This window comes from Shewanella sp. NKUCC05_KAH (assembly GCF_019345585.1).
Classification (GTDB): Bacteria; Pseudomonadota; Gammaproteobacteria; order Enterobacterales; family Shewanellaceae; genus Shewanella; species Shewanella oncorhynchi.
The window spans coordinates 220,560-237,585 of record NZ_JAHKQZ010000004.1 but is presented as its reverse complement, the minus strand read 5'-3'; the positions used below and the strand labels follow the sequence as shown (position 1 = coordinate 237,585).

13 protein-coding genes and 1 riboswitch are annotated in these 17,026 nt (G+C 44.5%); of the genes, 7 read left to right on the top strand and 6 right to left on the bottom strand.

Annotation, left to right across the window (positions count from 1 at the left end; genetic code table 11):
• The first annotated feature begins 138 nt into the window (after positions 1-138).
• Complete coding sequence (gene narQ / locus KO533_RS05935; RefSeq protein WP_219253271.1) at positions 139-1,974, top strand: nitrate/nitrite two-component system sensor histidine kinase NarQ; 1,836 nt, start codon at positions 139-141, stop codon at positions 1,972-1,974.
• Positions 1,967-2,596, top strand: coding sequence for a response regulator (locus KO533_RS05930; RefSeq protein WP_173247473.1), 630 nt, complete (start codon positions 1,967-1,969; stop codon positions 2,594-2,596). Before narQ ends, KO533_RS05930 begins: the two co-directional genes overlap by 8 nt.
• A 91-nt stretch (positions 2,597-2,687) precedes the next feature.
• Here KO533_RS05930 and KO533_RS05925 read toward each other — a convergent pair whose 3' ends face one another.
• A complete protein-coding gene (locus KO533_RS05925; RefSeq protein ID WP_105250233.1) occupies positions 2,688-3,062 on the bottom strand; it encodes a YacL family protein in 375 nt (124 codons plus the stop codon).
• 196 nt (positions 3,063-3,258) lie between these two features.
• Here KO533_RS05925 and KO533_RS05920 point away from each other — a divergent pair, with 196 nt between their 5' ends.
• Positions 3,259-4,224, top strand: coding sequence for a zinc transporter ZntB (locus tag KO533_RS05920; protein WP_131525184.1), 966 nt, complete (start codon positions 3,259-3,261; stop codon positions 4,222-4,224).
• A gap of 102 nt (positions 4,225-4,326) precedes the next feature.
• Here KO533_RS05920 and KO533_RS05915 read toward each other — a convergent pair whose 3' ends face one another.
• The 3 genes from KO533_RS05915 to KO533_RS05905 form a co-directional block, all read right to left on the bottom strand.
• A complete protein-coding gene (locus KO533_RS05915) occupies positions 4,327-5,448 on the bottom strand; it encodes a succinylglutamate desuccinylase/aspartoacylase family protein (protein ID WP_219253269.1) in 1,122 nt (373 codons plus the stop codon).
• Position 5,449: 1 nt separating this feature from the next.
• Complete coding sequence (lysC, locus tag KO533_RS05910; protein ID WP_219253268.1) at positions 5,450-6,805, bottom strand: lysine-sensitive aspartokinase 3; 1,356 nt, start codon at positions 6,803-6,805, stop codon at positions 5,450-5,452.
• A 150-nt stretch (positions 6,806-6,955) separates the two neighbouring features.
• Positions 6,956-7,130, bottom strand: a riboswitch (Lysine riboswitch).
• A gap of 100 nt (positions 7,131-7,230) precedes the next feature.
• Complete coding sequence (locus KO533_RS05905; protein WP_168824631.1) at positions 7,231-7,665, bottom strand: DUF3293 domain-containing protein; 435 nt, start codon at positions 7,663-7,665, stop codon at positions 7,231-7,233.
• 588 nt (positions 7,666-8,253) lie between these two features.
• Between KO533_RS05905 and arcA the strand changes: the two genes are divergently transcribed.
• Positions 8,254-8,970: a two-component system response regulator ArcA gene (gene arcA, locus KO533_RS05900; RefSeq protein WP_006080127.1), complete on the top strand. Its 717-nt coding sequence runs from the start codon at positions 8,254-8,256 to the stop codon at positions 8,968-8,970.
• Positions 8,971-9,059: 89 nt separating this feature from the next.
• On the opposite strand, the gene KO533_RS05895 is transcribed toward arcA, so the two are convergent.
• Positions 9,060-11,372: a S9 family peptidase gene (locus tag KO533_RS05895; RefSeq protein WP_219253266.1), complete on the bottom strand. Its 2,313-nt coding sequence runs from the start codon at positions 11,370-11,372 to the stop codon at positions 9,060-9,062.
• 266 nt (positions 11,373-11,638) lie between these two features.
• On the opposite strand from KO533_RS05895, the gene KO533_RS05890 reads away from it, so the two are divergent.
• The 3 genes from KO533_RS05890 to KO533_RS05880 all read left to right on the top strand — a co-directional run bounded on the left by KO533_RS05890 (position 11,639) and on the right by KO533_RS05880 (position 15,826).
• The gene (locus KO533_RS05890) at positions 11,639-12,631 is read left to right on the top strand and encodes a class 1 fructose-bisphosphatase (RefSeq protein WP_219253264.1); all 993 of its coding nucleotides are present in this window, start codon (positions 11,639-11,641) and stop codon (positions 12,629-12,631) included.
• A gap of 641 nt (positions 12,632-13,272) precedes the next feature.
• A complete protein-coding gene (locus KO533_RS05885) occupies positions 13,273-14,262 on the top strand; it encodes a nuclease-related domain-containing protein (RefSeq protein WP_219253262.1) in 990 nt (329 codons plus the stop codon).
• A gap of 196 nt (positions 14,263-14,458) precedes the next feature.
• On the top strand, positions 14,459-15,826 hold the full coding sequence (locus KO533_RS05880; RefSeq protein ID WP_219253260.1) for a hypothetical protein: 1,368 nt from the start codon (positions 14,459-14,461) through the stop codon (positions 15,824-15,826).
• 715 nt (positions 15,827-16,541) lie between these two features.
• Here KO533_RS05880 and KO533_RS05875 read toward each other — a convergent pair.
• Positions 16,542-16,889 (bottom strand): BON domain-containing protein, encoded by a 348-nt coding sequence (locus tag KO533_RS05875; protein ID WP_105250242.1) that lies wholly within the window; start codon positions 16,887-16,889, stop codon positions 16,542-16,544.
• Between the last annotated feature and the right edge of the window lie 137 nt (positions 16,890-17,026).

Here is a 17,026-nt window from a genome sequence, read left to right as displayed (position 1 = left end):
AGGGGGTATCTAGGTTGAAGTTTGCGCTAGATCAAAATGTAAAGGTGTTGTTGTTCACATTTCTATACTTTTGTTAATGTATTACATTATTTTCTAATGTAAAAACCACTGCAAAGTGCCATAACAGCGGCCATCAAAATGAACAGCGGATTAATGAAACGAGGTAGTCTCACCTCAAAAATCTTAGGATTAATGTTAGTACTTATTCTGCTCTCTAGTAGTTTATCGACTTTTGCTATCATCAATTTGTCCTACAGCTTAGGCGACGCCAAGGCGATTAATGCCTCAGGGTCGCTGAGGATGCAAAGCTATCGGTTAATGTTTTACGCCAACTCAGGCAGTGAGGCCGCACAGGATAAAATTACCGAATTCGAAAATACGCTCTATTCCGACACATTAAAGCCCTCGGAAAGTTGGTTTAGTCCACCAGAAATTGCCGCTCAATATCAGCTTGTCATCGATAAATGGCTGGTGATGAAACACTACATAGAACAAGAAAACTCCCGCGATTATGTCGCCTCACTGAAGGACTTTGTTGATACCATAGATTTACTGGTGCTTGAGATGGAGCACTACGCCGCCTTTAAACTCAGGCTCCTTGCCGCCAGCCAAATATTAGGCTTAGGCGTCATGCTCATTATCGCTTTTGTGGCCGTGCGTTTTACAAAGAAGAAAGTGGTGATCCCACTGCAAAAACTGATGGAGTCGGCGAATACCATTTCTAAGGGTAATTTTGAAATTGAAATGCCCGAGACCGAATACATTGAACTTACAGCGCTGACCCATGCCCTACAAAAAACGGCGAAGGAACTCGCGACGCTTTATGGCAACTTAGAATCGCAGGTAGCAGAAAAAACCCTAGCGCTGACAAGGGCCAACAACGAGCTGGCATTCTTATATGATAACCTACTGACATTAAACGCGAATAAACTCGATTACAAAGCTCTTAAAGCGGCGCTGAATCAGTTAAAAGGCTATGAATCACTCGACTACCTAAGACTCATCATTCAATACCCAGAGCAAGAGTTAGAAGTGATTGAGGCCGATGGCGGTTGGCCAGATATGACTCAAGAGAGCACCCGTTTCCCACTGCAATTTGAGCAGGCTAATTTAGGCTATTTAGAGTTAATTGCCGACCAAACACCCAATATCGCCTTGTTTAACAATTTCGCAATTATGTTGACGCGCTCAATCGTGATCCACAATGCCACAGAGCAAAGACAGCAACTGGCGCTAATGGAGGAACGTGGCGTGATTGCCCGGGAGCTGCACGACTCTTTGGGTCAAGTGCTATCTTTCCTAAAAATCCAAATTAGCTTATTACGCAAAAACTTAGATTGCAGTTGCCGCAGTCCAATCATTGAGGCGCAGTTAACCGAAATCAACGAAGGTGTAAGCACTGCCTACGTGCAGCTCAGGGAGTTACTATCCACCTTTAGGCTCACAATTAAAGAGCCCGATCTAAAAAGTGCTTTAGAGGCTATGCTTGAGCAACTCAGGACAAAGACGAATATAAAGATAACCTTAGACTATAAACTTGCGCCACAATGGCTAGAGGCAAAGCAGCACATCCACATACTGCAGATCACGCGAGAAGCAACGTTAAACGCCATCAAACACGCCGAGGCCAGCCTCATTAACATCTATTGCTATAAGGATGACGAGGGTATGGTCAATATTGATGTTTGTGATAACGGCATAGGTATTGGACATTTAAAAGAACGAGATCAACATTTTGGCATAGGTATAATGCATGAACGAGCCAGTAAGCTTTCAGGTAAAGTCGTGTTCAGCGACAATGATTTAAAGAGATTTAAACCTGCTATGGCAACAACGACTGAGCAAGGATGCAATGCACAAGACGACGCACTCAACCCTAACAGCCCATTAAACCTTATGCAGCACAGCAAAGGGTCAAGTGGCACTAGAGTGACGCTTATTTTCCCATCTCAACAGGAGCCTTCAAATGGGTAAACCTTATTCCGTACTAGTGGTCGATGACCATCCCCTCTTGCGCAAAGGCATCTGCCAACTCATCGCTTCAGATCCTGACTTCAGCCTATTTGGCGAAGCCGGTAGTGGTTTAGACGCATTAACCGCAGTGGTCACCGATGAACCCGACATCATATTGCTCGATCTGAATATGAAAGGCATGACAGGCTTAGATACCCTCAACGCCATGCGCCAAGAAGGTGTTACCTCACGCATAGTAATTCTCACCGTTTCCGATGCAAAACAGGATGTTATCCGTTTACTTCGCGCTGGAGCCGACGGCTATTTGCTTAAAGATACTGAGCCAGATTTGCTGCTCGAAAAACTCAAAAATGCCATGCTTGGCCACAGGGTGATCAGCGATGAAGTCGAGGAATACCTTTACGAACTTAAAGATGCGACCGATGAACAAGAATGGATTTCGAGCCTAACCCCAAGGGAGCTGCAAATTCTACAGCAACTGGCGGAAGGCTTAAGTAATCGCATGATTTCAGAGCATTTACACATTAGTGAAGGCACTGTTAAAGTGCACGTGAAAAACCTACTGCGTAAAGCCAATGCTAAATCGAGAACCGAAATGGCGGTGCGCTATCTGAATCATTAAAGATACAAAAATGAGCTTGGTATCGCGCAAACAATAAAGGCAATCCCATGATTGCCTTTATGTTTTTATCAAATAGAGATTAAATAAATGATTACAAACCTTTCTCAATAAATTGCTGCCAACTCAATAGCGCCTGCTCAAAATCCTCAAGGCCACAATAAGCTTCTGACTCAGCATCATAGAGTGACATAGCCTCTTCTAATTCATATTCTTGCTCAAAGCCTAAGGTATTGGCAAAGACTCGCGCCTGTTCACGCTCTAACTCTAAGGTAAAATCATTACCAACAAGACGCCATGAACCTCGTTTATCGGCTTGAATTTCTTTTATCACACCCAACACTTGCTGAATTTTAGCTAACTCAGTCCCTAATTCTTCCGTAAACCATTGCCCAAGCACTTCATGATCCATGCTAAAGCTAGCCAAAAAAGTGCCAGTTAAACTGTTACGCCGAAATTCGTATTCCATTTTATTGTCTCTTTGATCTAAGCCTACTAATGCTAATTTTAACCTATCCTTGGCTAAGTTGCTTGCATCCCTCAGCACATCAAATTTATGTCAATTTACGTTTGTCTCATGTCGTTAAGCATAAGTACTGACTTCATTTTCATGACAAAATCAGTTAGTTTGTTTGGATGATTTTGAAAGTTAAATGGAATGCGATATGCACGAAGGGTTTATCTACAGTTTAGTGCTCAGCGGCGCCCAAGCGGGTTCCACCTTGAGCCTAGAACAGATCGAAAAATGGGATCCTCAGGATGGCCTACTCTGGTTACACCTTCGCTATCGCAATAAAAAGGCACGCCACTGGATACTCAATAGCGGTCTGCCTAAGGTCGAAAGTGATGCCCTACTCGCCCAAGACACTCGCCCCCGCGCTGTGATTACAGGTGAAGGCATATTACTCGCATTACGCGGCGTTAACCTCAACCCCAATTCTGCTCCCGAAGACATGGTGGCAGTGCGTATCTATGCCGATAAACAGCGGATCATTTCCACCTGCGATCGCGAGTTACAGTCGGTCAAAGATGTCGCCGAGTTGATCCTTGAGGGAAATGGGCCTACAACTACGGGGGACTTTATCGTCGCAATCTGTGAGCGACTGACCAATCGTAAAGTCGAGTTTATTGATAAATTGGAAGAACAGCTCTCTGATTTAGAAGAGCTAGTCGTCTCAGGCAATGTGAAAGACTTACGTACCGATATCGCCGAACTGCGCCGTCAAACTGTAGCCATTCGCCGCTATTTAGCCCCACAGCGCGAAGCATTCTCGAAAATGATTTCCGAGCAATTCAGCCTATTTAAAGATACTGAGCGACTCAAGCTGAGGGAAACAAACGATAAACTTATCCGCACCATTGAAGATCTCGATGCCCTGCGCGATAGGGCTAATGTGACTCAAGAAGAATTACTCAGTCAGCAGTCGGAGCAACTCAACAAACGCTTATACTTCTTATCCTTAGTGTCAGCAATCTTCTTACCGTTGGGCTTTTTAACAGGCTTACTTGGGGTCAATATTGGCGGGATACCGGGCGCGGACAACACTTGGGCCTTCGCCACCTTCTGCGGCATATTAATCTCACTCGTCGCCCTGCAAATGGCGCTGTTTTATCGATTTAAGTGGTTATAGCCACCTTAAAACAACAAAGCCAATCGATTAGGATTGGCGTTGTTTTCTCTCAGTCCCATAAACTAATTGTTATGGGCTAATGCTTATACTCTAAGCGGGCGATTATGTCGTTGGTAACTCAAACACATGAGTCATGACTTTATAAAGCTCAGTTCCTTGGTGCACTGATGCCGAAGCAAAGTGCAAAATCGGCACGCAGTCCTGCGGCAAACTAACCGTTTTTAGCTCATCCGCCGTACCGTATAAATCCATACGCAGTAAATTCACTAAGGGCTGCCCCGCAGCTAATGGCTCGCCCACAGGTGCAAGGTATTCCACTAAACCAGAACTTGGCGCGTGATATTTTTTATAGTCTTTTAGATAACAACCAAAGCGCGGCATTTTAGCGGGCGCAACGGTTTCAGCGATCACGCCTCGGTGGCTTAAATATGCCAAAATCCCTTGTGCATCAACCCGTGCATCCTCAAGACAGACGCGCTCTTGGCTCGCCAATTCCAACGTTAACGCTGACACTGCAACCCCTAAATCACGCCCTTGAGATTTTGCAAAATCACTCAATTGCCACCAAGGACAAAACGCAGCCTCATCCATGGCGCCACCAAAAGCATTGGGGATAATGAGCGTATAAGGGATCGACAAAAACTGCGCAGCAGCTAAGTCATATTCAGGACAATACAAGTGCTTACAAGACTTAGGACCGGTGTGCAGATCGAGCACTATATCCGCACCATGGGCCATAATCTGCAGGTTAACCGCAAGCCTATGGCCGGTTGTAATGCCCCATTCATGCCGTAATTTTTGCTGACAAGCTTCAACCAAAGTACTGCGATAGGCTTGGATCAGCTCGCTATCACTCAGCTTGGCATGTTCCCCATACCAAGTCGTTAAATCGATTGCATGATTCAAATACTCACGATTCCAATTCGCGCCCGTAATAGGATCAAATCGGCCAAGGGTAAACTCACCACTTTTTTGGTTGATACCGAGTGGATTCGCCAATGGCACTAAGGTGATTTCGCCGCGGATGTCACAGTGTTCAAGCTGCTTCATCAACTGATAAATCACCGCATTACCTTGTACTTCAGCACCGTGGACATTGGCCTGAATATACACTTTGGGGCCAGTCGCCTTATCGTCACTCGGCTTGAAATGGTAGATAGGCAAAGTGAGTGCTTGCCCTGCGGCAAGCTCCCCGATTTGCAGAGACGATGTTGTCGGCAACATATTAAGCGCCTTCGAACAGATTTTGATGCAGCGATTTAACCACTTGCGCAGCTTCCGACTCTGCCACTAACACACACAGATTATGTGGGCTGGCACCTTGGCAAATCATCCGCACATTGTGTGGTTCTAACACTTCAAACACACGACGACAAATACCCGGCGTCGTCGCGATGCGGTTACCGATAATCGCCACTAAGGCCAATCCATCTTCAACTCGCACACGACAATGCTGTGATAATTCTTGCAGCAATGCCTCACTCAACAGACCTTGACCACTTGAATCTGAACCGGTTTTATCGAGGGTTAGAGACACATTCACTTCTGAGGTGGTAATCAGATCCACACTGATCTTATGTCGCGCTAATGTCGCAAAGGTTTCCGCTAAAAAGCCCTGCGCATGCAGCATTTGCAGGCTGTGAAGATTTAACAGAGTTTGATCGCGGCGCAAGGCCACAGCGCGGAATACGGGCGCATCTTCCACTTGATGACGGATCCAAGTCCCGCCCTTTTCAGGATCTTTACTTGAACCCACAAACACTTGAATTTGCTGACGAACGGCAGGAAGAATAGTCGCTGGATGCAATACCTTAGCACCAAAGGTCGCCATCTCGGCAGCCTCATTGAAACTGATCTCGGCAATCGGAAAGGCATTGGGCGCCAAACGAGGATCCGTTGTATAAATCCCCGCAACATCAGTCCAAATTTCGACCGCTGAGGCGCGTAACGCTTCGGCTAACAGCGCAGCAGAATAATCACTACCGCCGCGACCTAACGTGGTCGTTTGACCGGCGTCATCGGCACCGATAAAGCCTTGCGTGACAATCACTTGTTCAGCTAACAGTGGCTGTAGATAATCACGAGCTAAAGTCGCAATCTGCTCAACCTGAGGTTCCGCGCGGCCAAAGTGGCTGTCAGTACGTAATACTCGGCGCACATCGAAGGCACTTGAGTTGACACCTTTCTCGCGGATCACCGCCGAAAACAACGCCGAAGAACATTGCTCACCGAGGGACAACAACTCATCCATAGTCGCTTTGCTGCGTTGTGATGCGAGCGCTTCACTCAATACCGACATGCGACTCAATAATTTATCTAATGCGGCGGCCACATCGTTAGGACGACCGAGCTTATCTAAAATCGCATATTGAATTTGGGCAATTTGTTTTAATCGCTGTAATCGTCCATCGTCGTTGATGGCTTCTTGGGTCAATTCCACTAACAGATTCGTCACGCCGCTCGAAGCGCTGACCACGACTAAACGGCAATCAGGATTAGCTAACACTATGTCTGCACAGCGATTCATAGCGTTATAGTCGGCGACTGAGGTGCCACCAAATTTTGCGACAACGAAGGACATTAGCGCACCTCCGTGAAACACGTAGGGCAAGAAATAAACGCAGATTGAATAAAATATTGATTAACTAACATGATCACACTCCGAACTGACTTCGTTCGAAGAGCCTGGTGCTCAATGATAACGCACCCCAAAAGAAGGGAAACAGCAATCGTCACCAGAAGCTCTCCACCAATTACAGGTGACAATCGTCAGGATTCAGCCTGAGCGACCGACATAAACATGCAGCAACCATATCTATGCCTCGGCGTTAATCTCCCTCATCAGTCATCGCTGGAGTTTGTGCTCCTCTGACCGACTACCTAGTTAACGCTCCTCTTCTGTTCCTTTCCTAGGAAAGGGACGAAAAAAGTAGCAATAAACCCCTAATGAAGTCAATGCTAATTTCATAACAAATGAACAATTTAAATAAAATCTTTTGAAAACAACTAAGTATTCAAATCGGGTAGCTCGTATACCAGCTGCACATAATCTCTAAATTTGCCTAAACACACTTCATCATGTCCATCCAAGGTGCAAGGCACTAAGCTCACATCCCCTTGTTCGACAACATAAATCGCATATTGATTAAATTTCTTACCCAATTGCAATGCCATCGTTCTATCGATAAACACGGCCCAACTTTTTTCCATGTGGGATAAATCCGGTGCAGCGCCCACTAAAGCACGATAAGGGCTACCGAGTAATTCAATTTCACGGAGAAGTTGGCGATCGAGTAAACGGTTTTGGCTAGGAGAGAGAAGTTTTGAAGCGGGATTATGAGCGGTAATAACAGCAAAGGAAAAATCACAGGATAATGCTTGAGTCAGCAAAAACAACGGCGCTTGGTAACATTGCCACAAATTTTGAGTCGTATTGTCCATTGGTAGTCTAGTCGAAAAATGAACCCAAGCTAGTGTAGCAGAGTGATTGTAAAATCCAAAGAGGCGTGAACTGGCTCACAGGAATAAGAAATACATTAGTTATACTAATCAATAGCTAAAGTAAATATCATGGTAAAAACCCCTGCTCACCTAAAATTTGTTAACATTTCATTTGTTAACAAATGACTAAAACGAGTACAATGTACGTACTGGTGAGTTGAAACAGATTGAGCAAGATGCTTATCGTTCAATACAGTTTGTTACATATATCGCTTAAAGTAACGTGAACTGACCGGGCATCTGTTTAAAATCTGTTCTACATTTGATTTGTCTTTTAAACATTTAAAAAAAACAATAGTTAAGGAACTTATTCTAACTATTGCTTATCGAAGTTGGTACTGATTACGTTTTCTCGTATTACACTTAAACGTGCACTTAATCTACATCCAGATATAGATGTCACCGTAAAGATTTTCCTTTTGAGCACAAAGCAGTTCAAGGAAGTATCAACGCTTTTATGAATATAAGAGCCCGAAGTAAGTTGCTCTTATTGGTTAGTATAAACTGATTAAAATTTAGGTAAATAATATGCAAAATCCGCACATTCTGATCGTTGAAGATGAAGCCGTTACCCGTAACACGCTGAGAAGTATTTTCGAGGCAGAAGGGTATGTGGTAACTGAGGCCAATGATGGCGCAGAAATGCATAAGGCTATGCAGGAAAACAAAATTAACTTGGTCGTTATGGACATTAACTTGCCAGGTAAGAATGGTCTATTGTTGGCACGTGAACTACGTGAAATCAACAACATCGGTCTTATCTTCCTGACAGGTCGTGACAACGAAGTCGACAAAATTCTTGGACTTGAAATTGGCGCGGACGATTATATTACCAAGCCGTTCAACCCACGTGAATTAACGATTCGTGCTCGTAACCTTCTGACTCGTGTCAACAGCGCTGGCGCTGAAGTCGAAGAAAAGAGCTCAGTAGAATACTACCGCTTCAATGATTGGAGCTTAGAGATCAACAGCCGTTCATTAGTGAGCCCACAGGGTGAATCTTACAAACTGCCACGTAGCGAGTTCCGCGCTATGCTGCACTTTGTTGAAAACCCAGGCAAAATTTTGACTCGTGCCGATCTACTGATGAAAATGACTGGCCGTGAACTTAAGCCACACGATCGTACTGTAGACGTGACTATCCGTCGTATCCGTAAGCATTTCGAAAGCTTGCCAGATACGCCAGAAATCATCGCGACTATTCACGGTGAAGGCTATCGTTTTTGCGGTAACTTAGAAGGCTAATCGCCCGCTAAGCGACATCCGCATTAATTGGTTTGATAAGAATCGATTCACAAAAAACCAGATCCTAGGATCTGGTTTTTTTATGCCTACTATTTGGTGTTTTTCAACTGCCTATCGAGGAAATCTGCCAGTGAGCGATATAAGTGATTACGCACTTTCTCGCCACGCATCGAATGTTTAGATCCAGGATAATCGATCATCTGGAACAACTTGCCCTCATCCTGCAACGCCTTATAAACCCGAGTGCTGTTTTCAAACAAGACGTTATCATCGGCCATGCCGTGATACATCAACAAACCCGCTTGATAGTTTTTCACATAAGGGAACACGCTGCTGGCTTCATAACCCTTTTCATTCCCCTCAGGATGGGCTAAGTAACGCTCAGTATAATGGGTGTCATATAAGCGCCAGTCGGTTACAGGTGCACCAGAAATCGCAGCTTTAAAGTAATCCGGCGCCTTAAATAAACTCATCAAGGCCATGTAACCACCATAGCTGTGGCCGTAAATTGCTACATTATCGGCATCGACAAATGGCAGACTCCGTAAATAGTCCACTCCCACTTTTTGATCCTTGACTTCAGCTTCACCCAAGTGACGGTAAATCACTTGCTCAAACTTTGTGCCCCTGTGGGCGCTGCCGCGGTTATCCAACTGGAACACCACATAGCCTTGTTGAACAAGATACTGGGTAAAGTAGTCCTGCTCGCTCCAACTGTTGGTCACTAACTGTGCGTGCGGCCCACCGTAAACCCGTACAACGACAGGGTATTTCTTGCTCGCATCAAACGGCACAGGTTTGAATAAACGGGTTTGCAACACTTGGCCATCTTCGGCTTTCAGTTCACCAAATTCAGGGAGTTGCCACAGACCCGCATAGTCATATAAAGGATGGCCTTGCTTGACTTCATTTTGCTCAACCCAAGCCAGTTGCTGGCCCTTGTCACCGTGTAAACTGATCTGCGGTGGCTGAGATAAGCTATTGAAATAATCCAGATACACACTTTGATTGTCGGCAAACACAGGATCGTGCATGCCCGCTTGCTTGCTTACCCGCTCAACCTTGCCACCCGCTAAAGGCACGCGATAGAGTTGTTTCTCGATTGGCGTATCTTTGCGGCCAGTGAAATATACCCAACCAGCGGTTTCATCTATGTATTCCAACGCATCGACAGCCCACTCGCCCTGAGTCAATTGGGTTTTAAGTTTGCCTTTTAAGTCAAAAAGATACAGATGATTAAAGCCGTCACGCTCAGATGCCCAAATAAAAGCCGATTGCTGTTTTAAAAAGTGCAGATCGTTATTGAGGTTCACCCAAGCGTTACTGCGTTCTTTCACTAAGGTTTTTGGCTTAGTCAGCGAGTCTAACGCCACCAGTTGCAAATCTAGCTTATGTTGATCGCGGCTCTGCCACTGGAACGACATATGTTTGCTATCGGGCAACCAATCGACCCGCGGCAGGTAAATATCTTTGCTCTTGTCTTCGCTGTTCTCTTCGCGCAGGGTCACCCAATTGATAGCCTTATCTTTTAACGTGACCACACCGAGGGCGATATCGACGTTGTTTTTGCCGGCATAGGGATAGCGCTGCTCAGTAAGTTTAATACCATCAGCATAGATTTCGTTACGGGTTACTTGCTCGACACCGGACTCATCAATACGGGTAAAGGCGATGGCCGATTCATCGGGCGCCCACCAATAACCTGTCATGCGATCCATTTCCTCCTGAGCGACAAACTCGGCCATGGCATTTTTAATCGCCCCGCCGCCATCGCTCGTCATAGCTTGGAGTTTTTTGGTCGCCAGATCTAACACATACAGATTTTGATCCCGCACGAAAGACACAAAATGTCCCTTGGGCGATAGGCGCGCATCTGTGGCAAACCCTTCGCCAATGGGAAGTTGGCTGACACTGTTATCCACTAATGAGAAATAATACAGATTACCAGCAGCCGGAATTAATAGCGCTTGGCTATCATCGGCCCAGAAGTACTCCATAATGCCTTCGCCATAAATACGTTGGCGTTCGCGGCGGGCCTTTTCTTCATCGGATAATTCATTGCTTGCCAACTTATCGGCATTGAGCAATAGGCTAGATTTGCCCGTCTTTACATCCATCTGCCAGAGATCATAAAAGTTTTGATTGTCTTTACGGCCCGCAAGATAAGTGACACGCTGACCATCGGGTGACAATTTCAAACCTCGAGGACTGGTGCCCGCTAATGCGGGCGAGGCATTCATTCGCTCAATCGTCAGTGGCAGTTTGCCGCCTTCCATTGCATAAGCTGGGGTAATTGAAAACATAGCTGTCGAAATCATGGCCATTTGGCTCGCTATCAGTAGGGGAACGGCGCGCACCTTAAGTGAGCACGCAGGGAACCAAGTTAACCTATTTTTAATCATTATTATTCCTTGGAAACATAATCGCCTAAGATGTCAGCGATTAAAAACAAGCCGACATTGTGCCAGAGGCCGCCTATAAATAGAAAGAGCATGCAATATGCCGATACAAATTAGGCCCTTGCGCCAAGCTCAATCCAAATAATCCCTAAAAGCCTTAATATTCGCTAAAAGCATCAGCAACATCGCTGAAATTGTCGACTAACTGAGTTATCATTCGCGGCAAATAACGAAATTGACCTCATTGTTGAACCTCTAAAGGACATAACATGCAGACTCTTGCCCAGCACCTGACCTCACAGGCAGTGAACGACTCCCTCTCCCACCTAATTTTAACCTTAGCCGACACCTCAAAAGCCATTAGCCATGCCGTTCGCCACGGTGCACTTGCGGGCGTGTTAGGCGCGACTGAGCAAGAAAACGTCCAAGGTGAAACCCAGAAAAAACTGGATATCATCACCAACGACATGCTCAAAGATGCATTAAAAGCTGACGGTACAGTGCGCGGTTTGGCGTCGGAAGAAGAAGATCATGTGGTTGAAGTCAGCCGAAATGGTCAATATCTGGTGTGTTTCGATCCACTTGATGGTTCATCTAATATCGATATTAACTCATTAGTCGGCACCATTTTCTCCGTCCTGCCCGCCCCTGCTGGCGAGCTGACTGAAACTAGTTTTTTACAATCTGGCCGCGCACAATTAGCCGCAGGTTATGTACTTTATGGTCCATCAACCATGCTGGCATTAACCACAGGCCAAGGCGTGCAACTGTTTACTTTGCACCCCGCAACCAATGAGTTTTTACTGACTAACGCCGCCATGAGCATTAGCCCAGATACCGCCGAATTTGCCATTAACATGTCGAACCAACGTTTTTGGGAAGCGCCAATGCAAACCTATATTGCCGATTTACTGCTCGGTAAAATTGGCCCACGCGAAAAATCATTCAACATGCGCTGGATTGCGGCCATGGTCGGCGATGTACACCGCGTGCTATCTCGCGGTGGTATTTTCACTTACCCAACCGACAATAAAGATCCTAAAAAACCGTACAAACTGCGCTTGATGTACGAAGCCAACCCAATGGCCTTCTTAGTCGAACAAGCTGGCGGTAAGGCTTCTACCGGTTATGAAACCATTTTGGATATTCAACCAACACAAATTCACCAACGTGTTGCCGTCATCCTAGGCAGCAGCAACGAAGTCGACGCTTGCCTGAGCTACCACGGTATCGATTACAGCGAAGAGCCAAATATAGAGTAAGCCGAATCGCTTAGATTTTGATTTTTATGATGAAAGCCACTGATTACAGTGGCTTTTTTGTTAATTATACGGCCTTGCGGCCGAGAAGGTCGTGGGGCTTCACCCCACACCCGACCAAGGAGGACTGCTCGTCCTATCCTCCTTGGATGCTCCATGACGTCCCCAACGGAGTTGAAAGCCCCTTGTGCTCATTGCCAAATCTGCTATCGCTTCCGAAGGATGCGTCCCTGCACCTGCGAAAGCTAGCTCGGCATCCATGCCGAGACTCACGCAATTTGTCTATTCGCCCTGCGGCAACTCCGAGGGGATGGTGTATTCCTCAGACACTGGAGTTCTTGGAAAGTAATCAAGGCATAAAAATGAAGCCTATTTGCTCTTTGGCCTTTAATAAAGAGTCTTCAATGCCCTTCTGCAACTTCGCAGGGAAAGATGAACTTCTGCAATCTCAGAGTTAGCTGTTAATCCCAAAAGATTGGTTCCTGAACCATCTTTTTTAATCCAGCTAAACCCTGTGTATATCTGATAGTAAATAATGACACTCCCAGCGTTAATGATTAGCTATTTTTGTCTTTATCTTTGAACTGCAAAGTGGGTATTATGAGGCTGATTATTATCAAGTTATGAATGGATGCTGTTGATAAATGATTCTAAAAACCAAAACACTTCAAAATACCCAAACACCACAAACGATTGCGGGTCAAAAACAAGAACAGGATGTTGCCTTCTATTTACGCCGCGCCTTCAAAGATCATCCAGAAGTGTTGGTCATCAATGATTTTCGATTCACCTTTAATGACGAAACCGCGCAAGTTGATCACTTAATTATTTACCCCTACGGTTTTGTGCTAATTGAATCAAAGAGCATAAAAGGCCATGTAGAAGTCAACCAACAGGGTGAATGGACTCGCAGCCACGGCAATCACTGGTTTGGCATGCCCTCACCAATCAAACAGGTTGAACTACAACAATCACTGCTTAAAGAGATGCTAAAGCAGCATCGAAGTGAAATTCTCGGCAAGTTACTCGGAATAAAACAGCAGGGCTTTGGCATGCGTTGCTGGGACCATGTGTGCGCGGTATCAAGTGATGCGGTAATCAACAGAGATACTATGCCAACGGCCATTTCTGAGTTGTTAGTTAAAACAGAGTTTTTAGTCGATAAACTTGAAAAAATCATGAATCTTAAAAGTAAGTTCATGCGCATTATAAATGTAAGCGACACCCGCCCCGACTTTAATCAACAAGAACTCAATTCCATTACCAAGTTCTTAATCGATCGACATATAGAACCACATAAATCAACCAATGAAATAACGCTCCCGCAGACACAACAAATTAGAGAGCCTGTTGCGCACTTTGAAGTTAATAAAGCATTTGAAGCTCAAACCCAAGCAATAACGCAATCTACTACACACAGCATTCTTAGCTGTAAACATTGCGGAGAATCAACAAACTACACCCCAATGTACGGTAAGTTTGGTTACTACATTAAATGCAATCAATGCACCAAAAACACACCAATGAAACAAACGTGCCCAATGTGCCAAAGCAAAAATATCAAAATACGAAAACGCAGCCAGAGCTATGCTCTCACCTGCCAAGATTGCAGTCATAGCTCACAGGTGATTTAGTACTTGAAAAATTGATTCCACTCCTGATTTTTCAGGACGTTATAGCTTAAAAAATTCACAGTTTTATAACCCTAAGAGAATCTAGACACAAATAAATATCTGAGAATACCAATATATTTAGCCCATAAAATTGAATTAACTTACTGGCTGCAAAACTATTGAAGTAAACACCTATATGAGCATAAAAGAACATTTAATGAAGTTAGCCGTTGAATTAAAAAACACCCATTCTACTGAGTTTTCATGGAGTAAAGAGCATGGTTTCCCGAACCTCGTAACAGATGAAACCCATGGATACCAGATAAAATTTACTAATATTGCATTAATGCATCTCAATAATCTTTCACTTGTTCTCTACGAAAATCGCAGTAAAAACACGCCAAGAATTGAACTCAAGATCTATACCAAGTGTACTCGACAAATTGTTGCTAATATGTTTGCGCTAGGTAAGCTTGATAGTCAACTCATAGAAGGTGATAAAGTCATAATTAGAGAACTTAAGTGTGCAATTGAAGAATATATAAAAAATAAAACAACAGCATTCACACATTATTTTCCTGCTTGGACTTTAGGATTAGAATCGGATAAACCTTTTGAGTTTGGCCCTATAATGCTTATTAGTAGAAAGGATTGGCTTTCAACGGTTGATTTCCCTCAAAATGCGAAGGACATGTACTTTGGTGAAAAAGAAGAAAATAATAGATGGAAAGAAATTGTAGCGGAACTATTAGATGGGAAACGCTCACAAGATTATCCATTAAGTCTAGCCACAGAAATATATCCTGCAATAAAACACTGTCCCTCTTTAATTAAAGTAACTATTAATGGTTTTGAAAAAAATTTTTCTCAAAAGTTAGCAATCATTGTAGCAAAAACAGCTCTTGATTCCATTTCACTATTACTAGGAAACGATAAATTATTCTTGCAGCAAGCAATCTATGGGGAGCGATTAATTCCTATTGATTTCTATAGTTTAATCGAAACTGATGGCTATCTTTGGGGACCGGGAAATGGATTAAGTGATAGAGTGATTTGTCATTCTAAACAGACTTTTGAGGATTGTCTGGATAAATCAAAATCAGTGATCCCGCCACTTGTGTCTATTTTGCATGGACTTTTAGCGCCTGAACAACACCCATCACCTAAACTAGCAATGCGTTGGGCTACTGCACTTAATTGGCTTGCTGAAGGCTGTCGTGAATCAAATGATTCAATAGCTATGGCTAAACTTGGTTCTAGTCTAGATGTACTCTCTTGTGGCGGTAAGACCGATGGCATATCAAAAATGGTATCAAACTTACTTCAGATAAAAGAGGATACGGTTGTATTAAAAAATCAATGTAAAACATTAAAGCAACTTATTAGAAAAATTTATGAAGATGGACGTTCTAAGGTTTTACACGGTACTTATTATGACAGATTAGAATCTTTTGAAATTGAGAGGAAGCATGCTTTCGACATTGCAAGAGAAACACTTTTAAGTGCCGCAATTTGCCTTCACGAATATAAAGGAGGAGACAGAGACACAGCATTTAGAAGTATGCAGCCTATAAATGATAAGTAAGGTAAGAAAATTAATACAAAGATGGGACAGGAAAACTCTTTTGGGATTAACAGCTAACACCGAGATCACAGAAGTTCACCTCCCCTCGGAGTTGCCGCAGGGCATTTGCGTTCGTTGCGTGATCGAGGCATATATGCCGAGATAGCGTCAGTCGAATCAGGGACGAGCGTCTGACGCGATAGCATAAGAACGCTAAATGCCCAAGGGGCTTTCAACTCCGTTGGGGGCGTCTTGGAGAATCCAAGGAGGATAGGACGAGCAGTCCTCCTTGGTCGGGTGTGGGGTGAAGCCCCACGACTTTGACTTACCTCGGACGTAAGGCCGCAATTGCTAACATACTCACAGCGATAACCTTGCCAATTCAACACCAAACAAACCAGCACTATTATCGGGTGTGGGTGAAGCCCCTTGATTCACCTCGGCCGTAAGGCCACAAAGCCAAAAGCTACGTAGCAAGTGCGAAATGTGGCGCAAAGAAAGTCACGACGGGTACAAACTCCAAAGCACAAATTTGCCACAGCAGCCGCAAGGCCAGCGTGAGTGACCATAGCTGGACTCACACATTTATAAATCAAGAAGGCCAACACCCCGCAGCATGGTTGGCGGGGATTGGTATTTTGTGGCATAAGCGGTGAATTAAAGCCAGATAAGAGCTGCCGCTCCTGTTTGTCGTCTGTCAATTGAATACATCAAACAGGCGGCTTTACTGACATTGCTATTTTACTTCCAACCGATTATTTACCGAGTGCACACCAGAGGTTGCTGCCGTCACCCGTTCAGCTTGGTCTTTCTGAGCTTGGCTATTTACATTGCCGGAAATGGTGACATCGCCCTTGCGGGTTTCTATCTGAATATCTAAATTTTGTAGCTGCTGATCAGCGATCAACGCAGTATTAACTGCTGTGGCAATTTTAATATCATCACCAGTACCATCCTCGGTTGTTACAGTTAAGTCTGGTGTACCTGTTTGGGTATTCACATTGCCACTATCACAACCGTTAAGCAGTAAACTACCAACGAGTACAACACCAGCGGTAACGAACGTAAGTTTCATGGTTTGCATTATAAGCTCCTTCACACTGCAAAAAGTGCAGGGTAATAACCATAATGCAATAACACCAGTTTGAGCTCTGTGCGCTGGCAGACATACAAATCGATCTAGGGCGAGATCACTTGTTAGACTCTTAATTAAACGTCAAG

Excerpts from the sequence above, each read along its gene's own strand:
- KO533_RS05915 (WP_219253269.1), bottom strand. The coding sequence starts at position 5,448 with ATGTTGCCGACAACATCGTCTCTGCAAATCGGGGAGCTTGCCGCAGGG.
- KO533_RS05925 (WP_105250233.1), bottom strand. The coding sequence starts at position 3,062 with ATGGAATACGAATTTCGGCGTAACAGTTTAACTGGCACTTTTTTGGCT.
- KO533_RS05930 (WP_173247473.1), top strand. The coding sequence starts at position 1,967 with ATGGGTAAACCTTATTCCGTACTAGTGGTCGATGACCATCCCCTCTTG.
- KO533_RS05875 (WP_105250242.1), bottom strand. The coding sequence starts at position 16,889 with ATGCAAACCATGAAACTTACGTTCGTTACCGCTGGTGTTGTACTCGTT.
- KO533_RS05920 (WP_131525184.1), top strand. The coding sequence starts at position 3,259 with ATGCACGAAGGGTTTATCTACAGTTTAGTGCTCAGCGGCGCCCAAGCG.
- arcA (WP_006080127.1), top strand. The coding sequence starts at position 8,254 with ATGCAAAATCCGCACATTCTGATCGTTGAAGATGAAGCCGTTACCCGT.
- lysC (WP_219253268.1), bottom strand. The coding sequence starts at position 6,805 with ATGTCCTTCGTTGTCGCAAAATTTGGTGGCACCTCAGTCGCCGACTAT.
- KO533_RS05905 (WP_168824631.1), bottom strand. The coding sequence starts at position 7,665 with ATGGACAATACGACTCAAAATTTGTGGCAATGTTACCAAGCGCCGTTG.
- KO533_RS05880 (WP_219253260.1), top strand. The coding sequence starts at position 14,459 with ATGAAGTTAGCCGTTGAATTAAAAAACACCCATTCTACTGAGTTTTCA.
- narQ (WP_219253271.1), top strand. The coding sequence starts at position 139 with ATGAACAGCGGATTAATGAAACGAGGTAGTCTCACCTCAAAAATCTTA.
- KO533_RS05895 (WP_219253266.1), bottom strand. The coding sequence starts at position 11,372 with ATGATTAAAAATAGGTTAACTTGGTTCCCTGCGTGCTCACTTAAGGTG.
- KO533_RS05885 (WP_219253262.1), top strand. The coding sequence starts at position 13,273 with ATGATTCTAAAAACCAAAACACTTCAAAATACCCAAACACCACAAACG.
- KO533_RS05890 (WP_219253264.1), top strand. The coding sequence starts at position 11,639 with ATGCAGACTCTTGCCCAGCACCTGACCTCACAGGCAGTGAACGACTCC.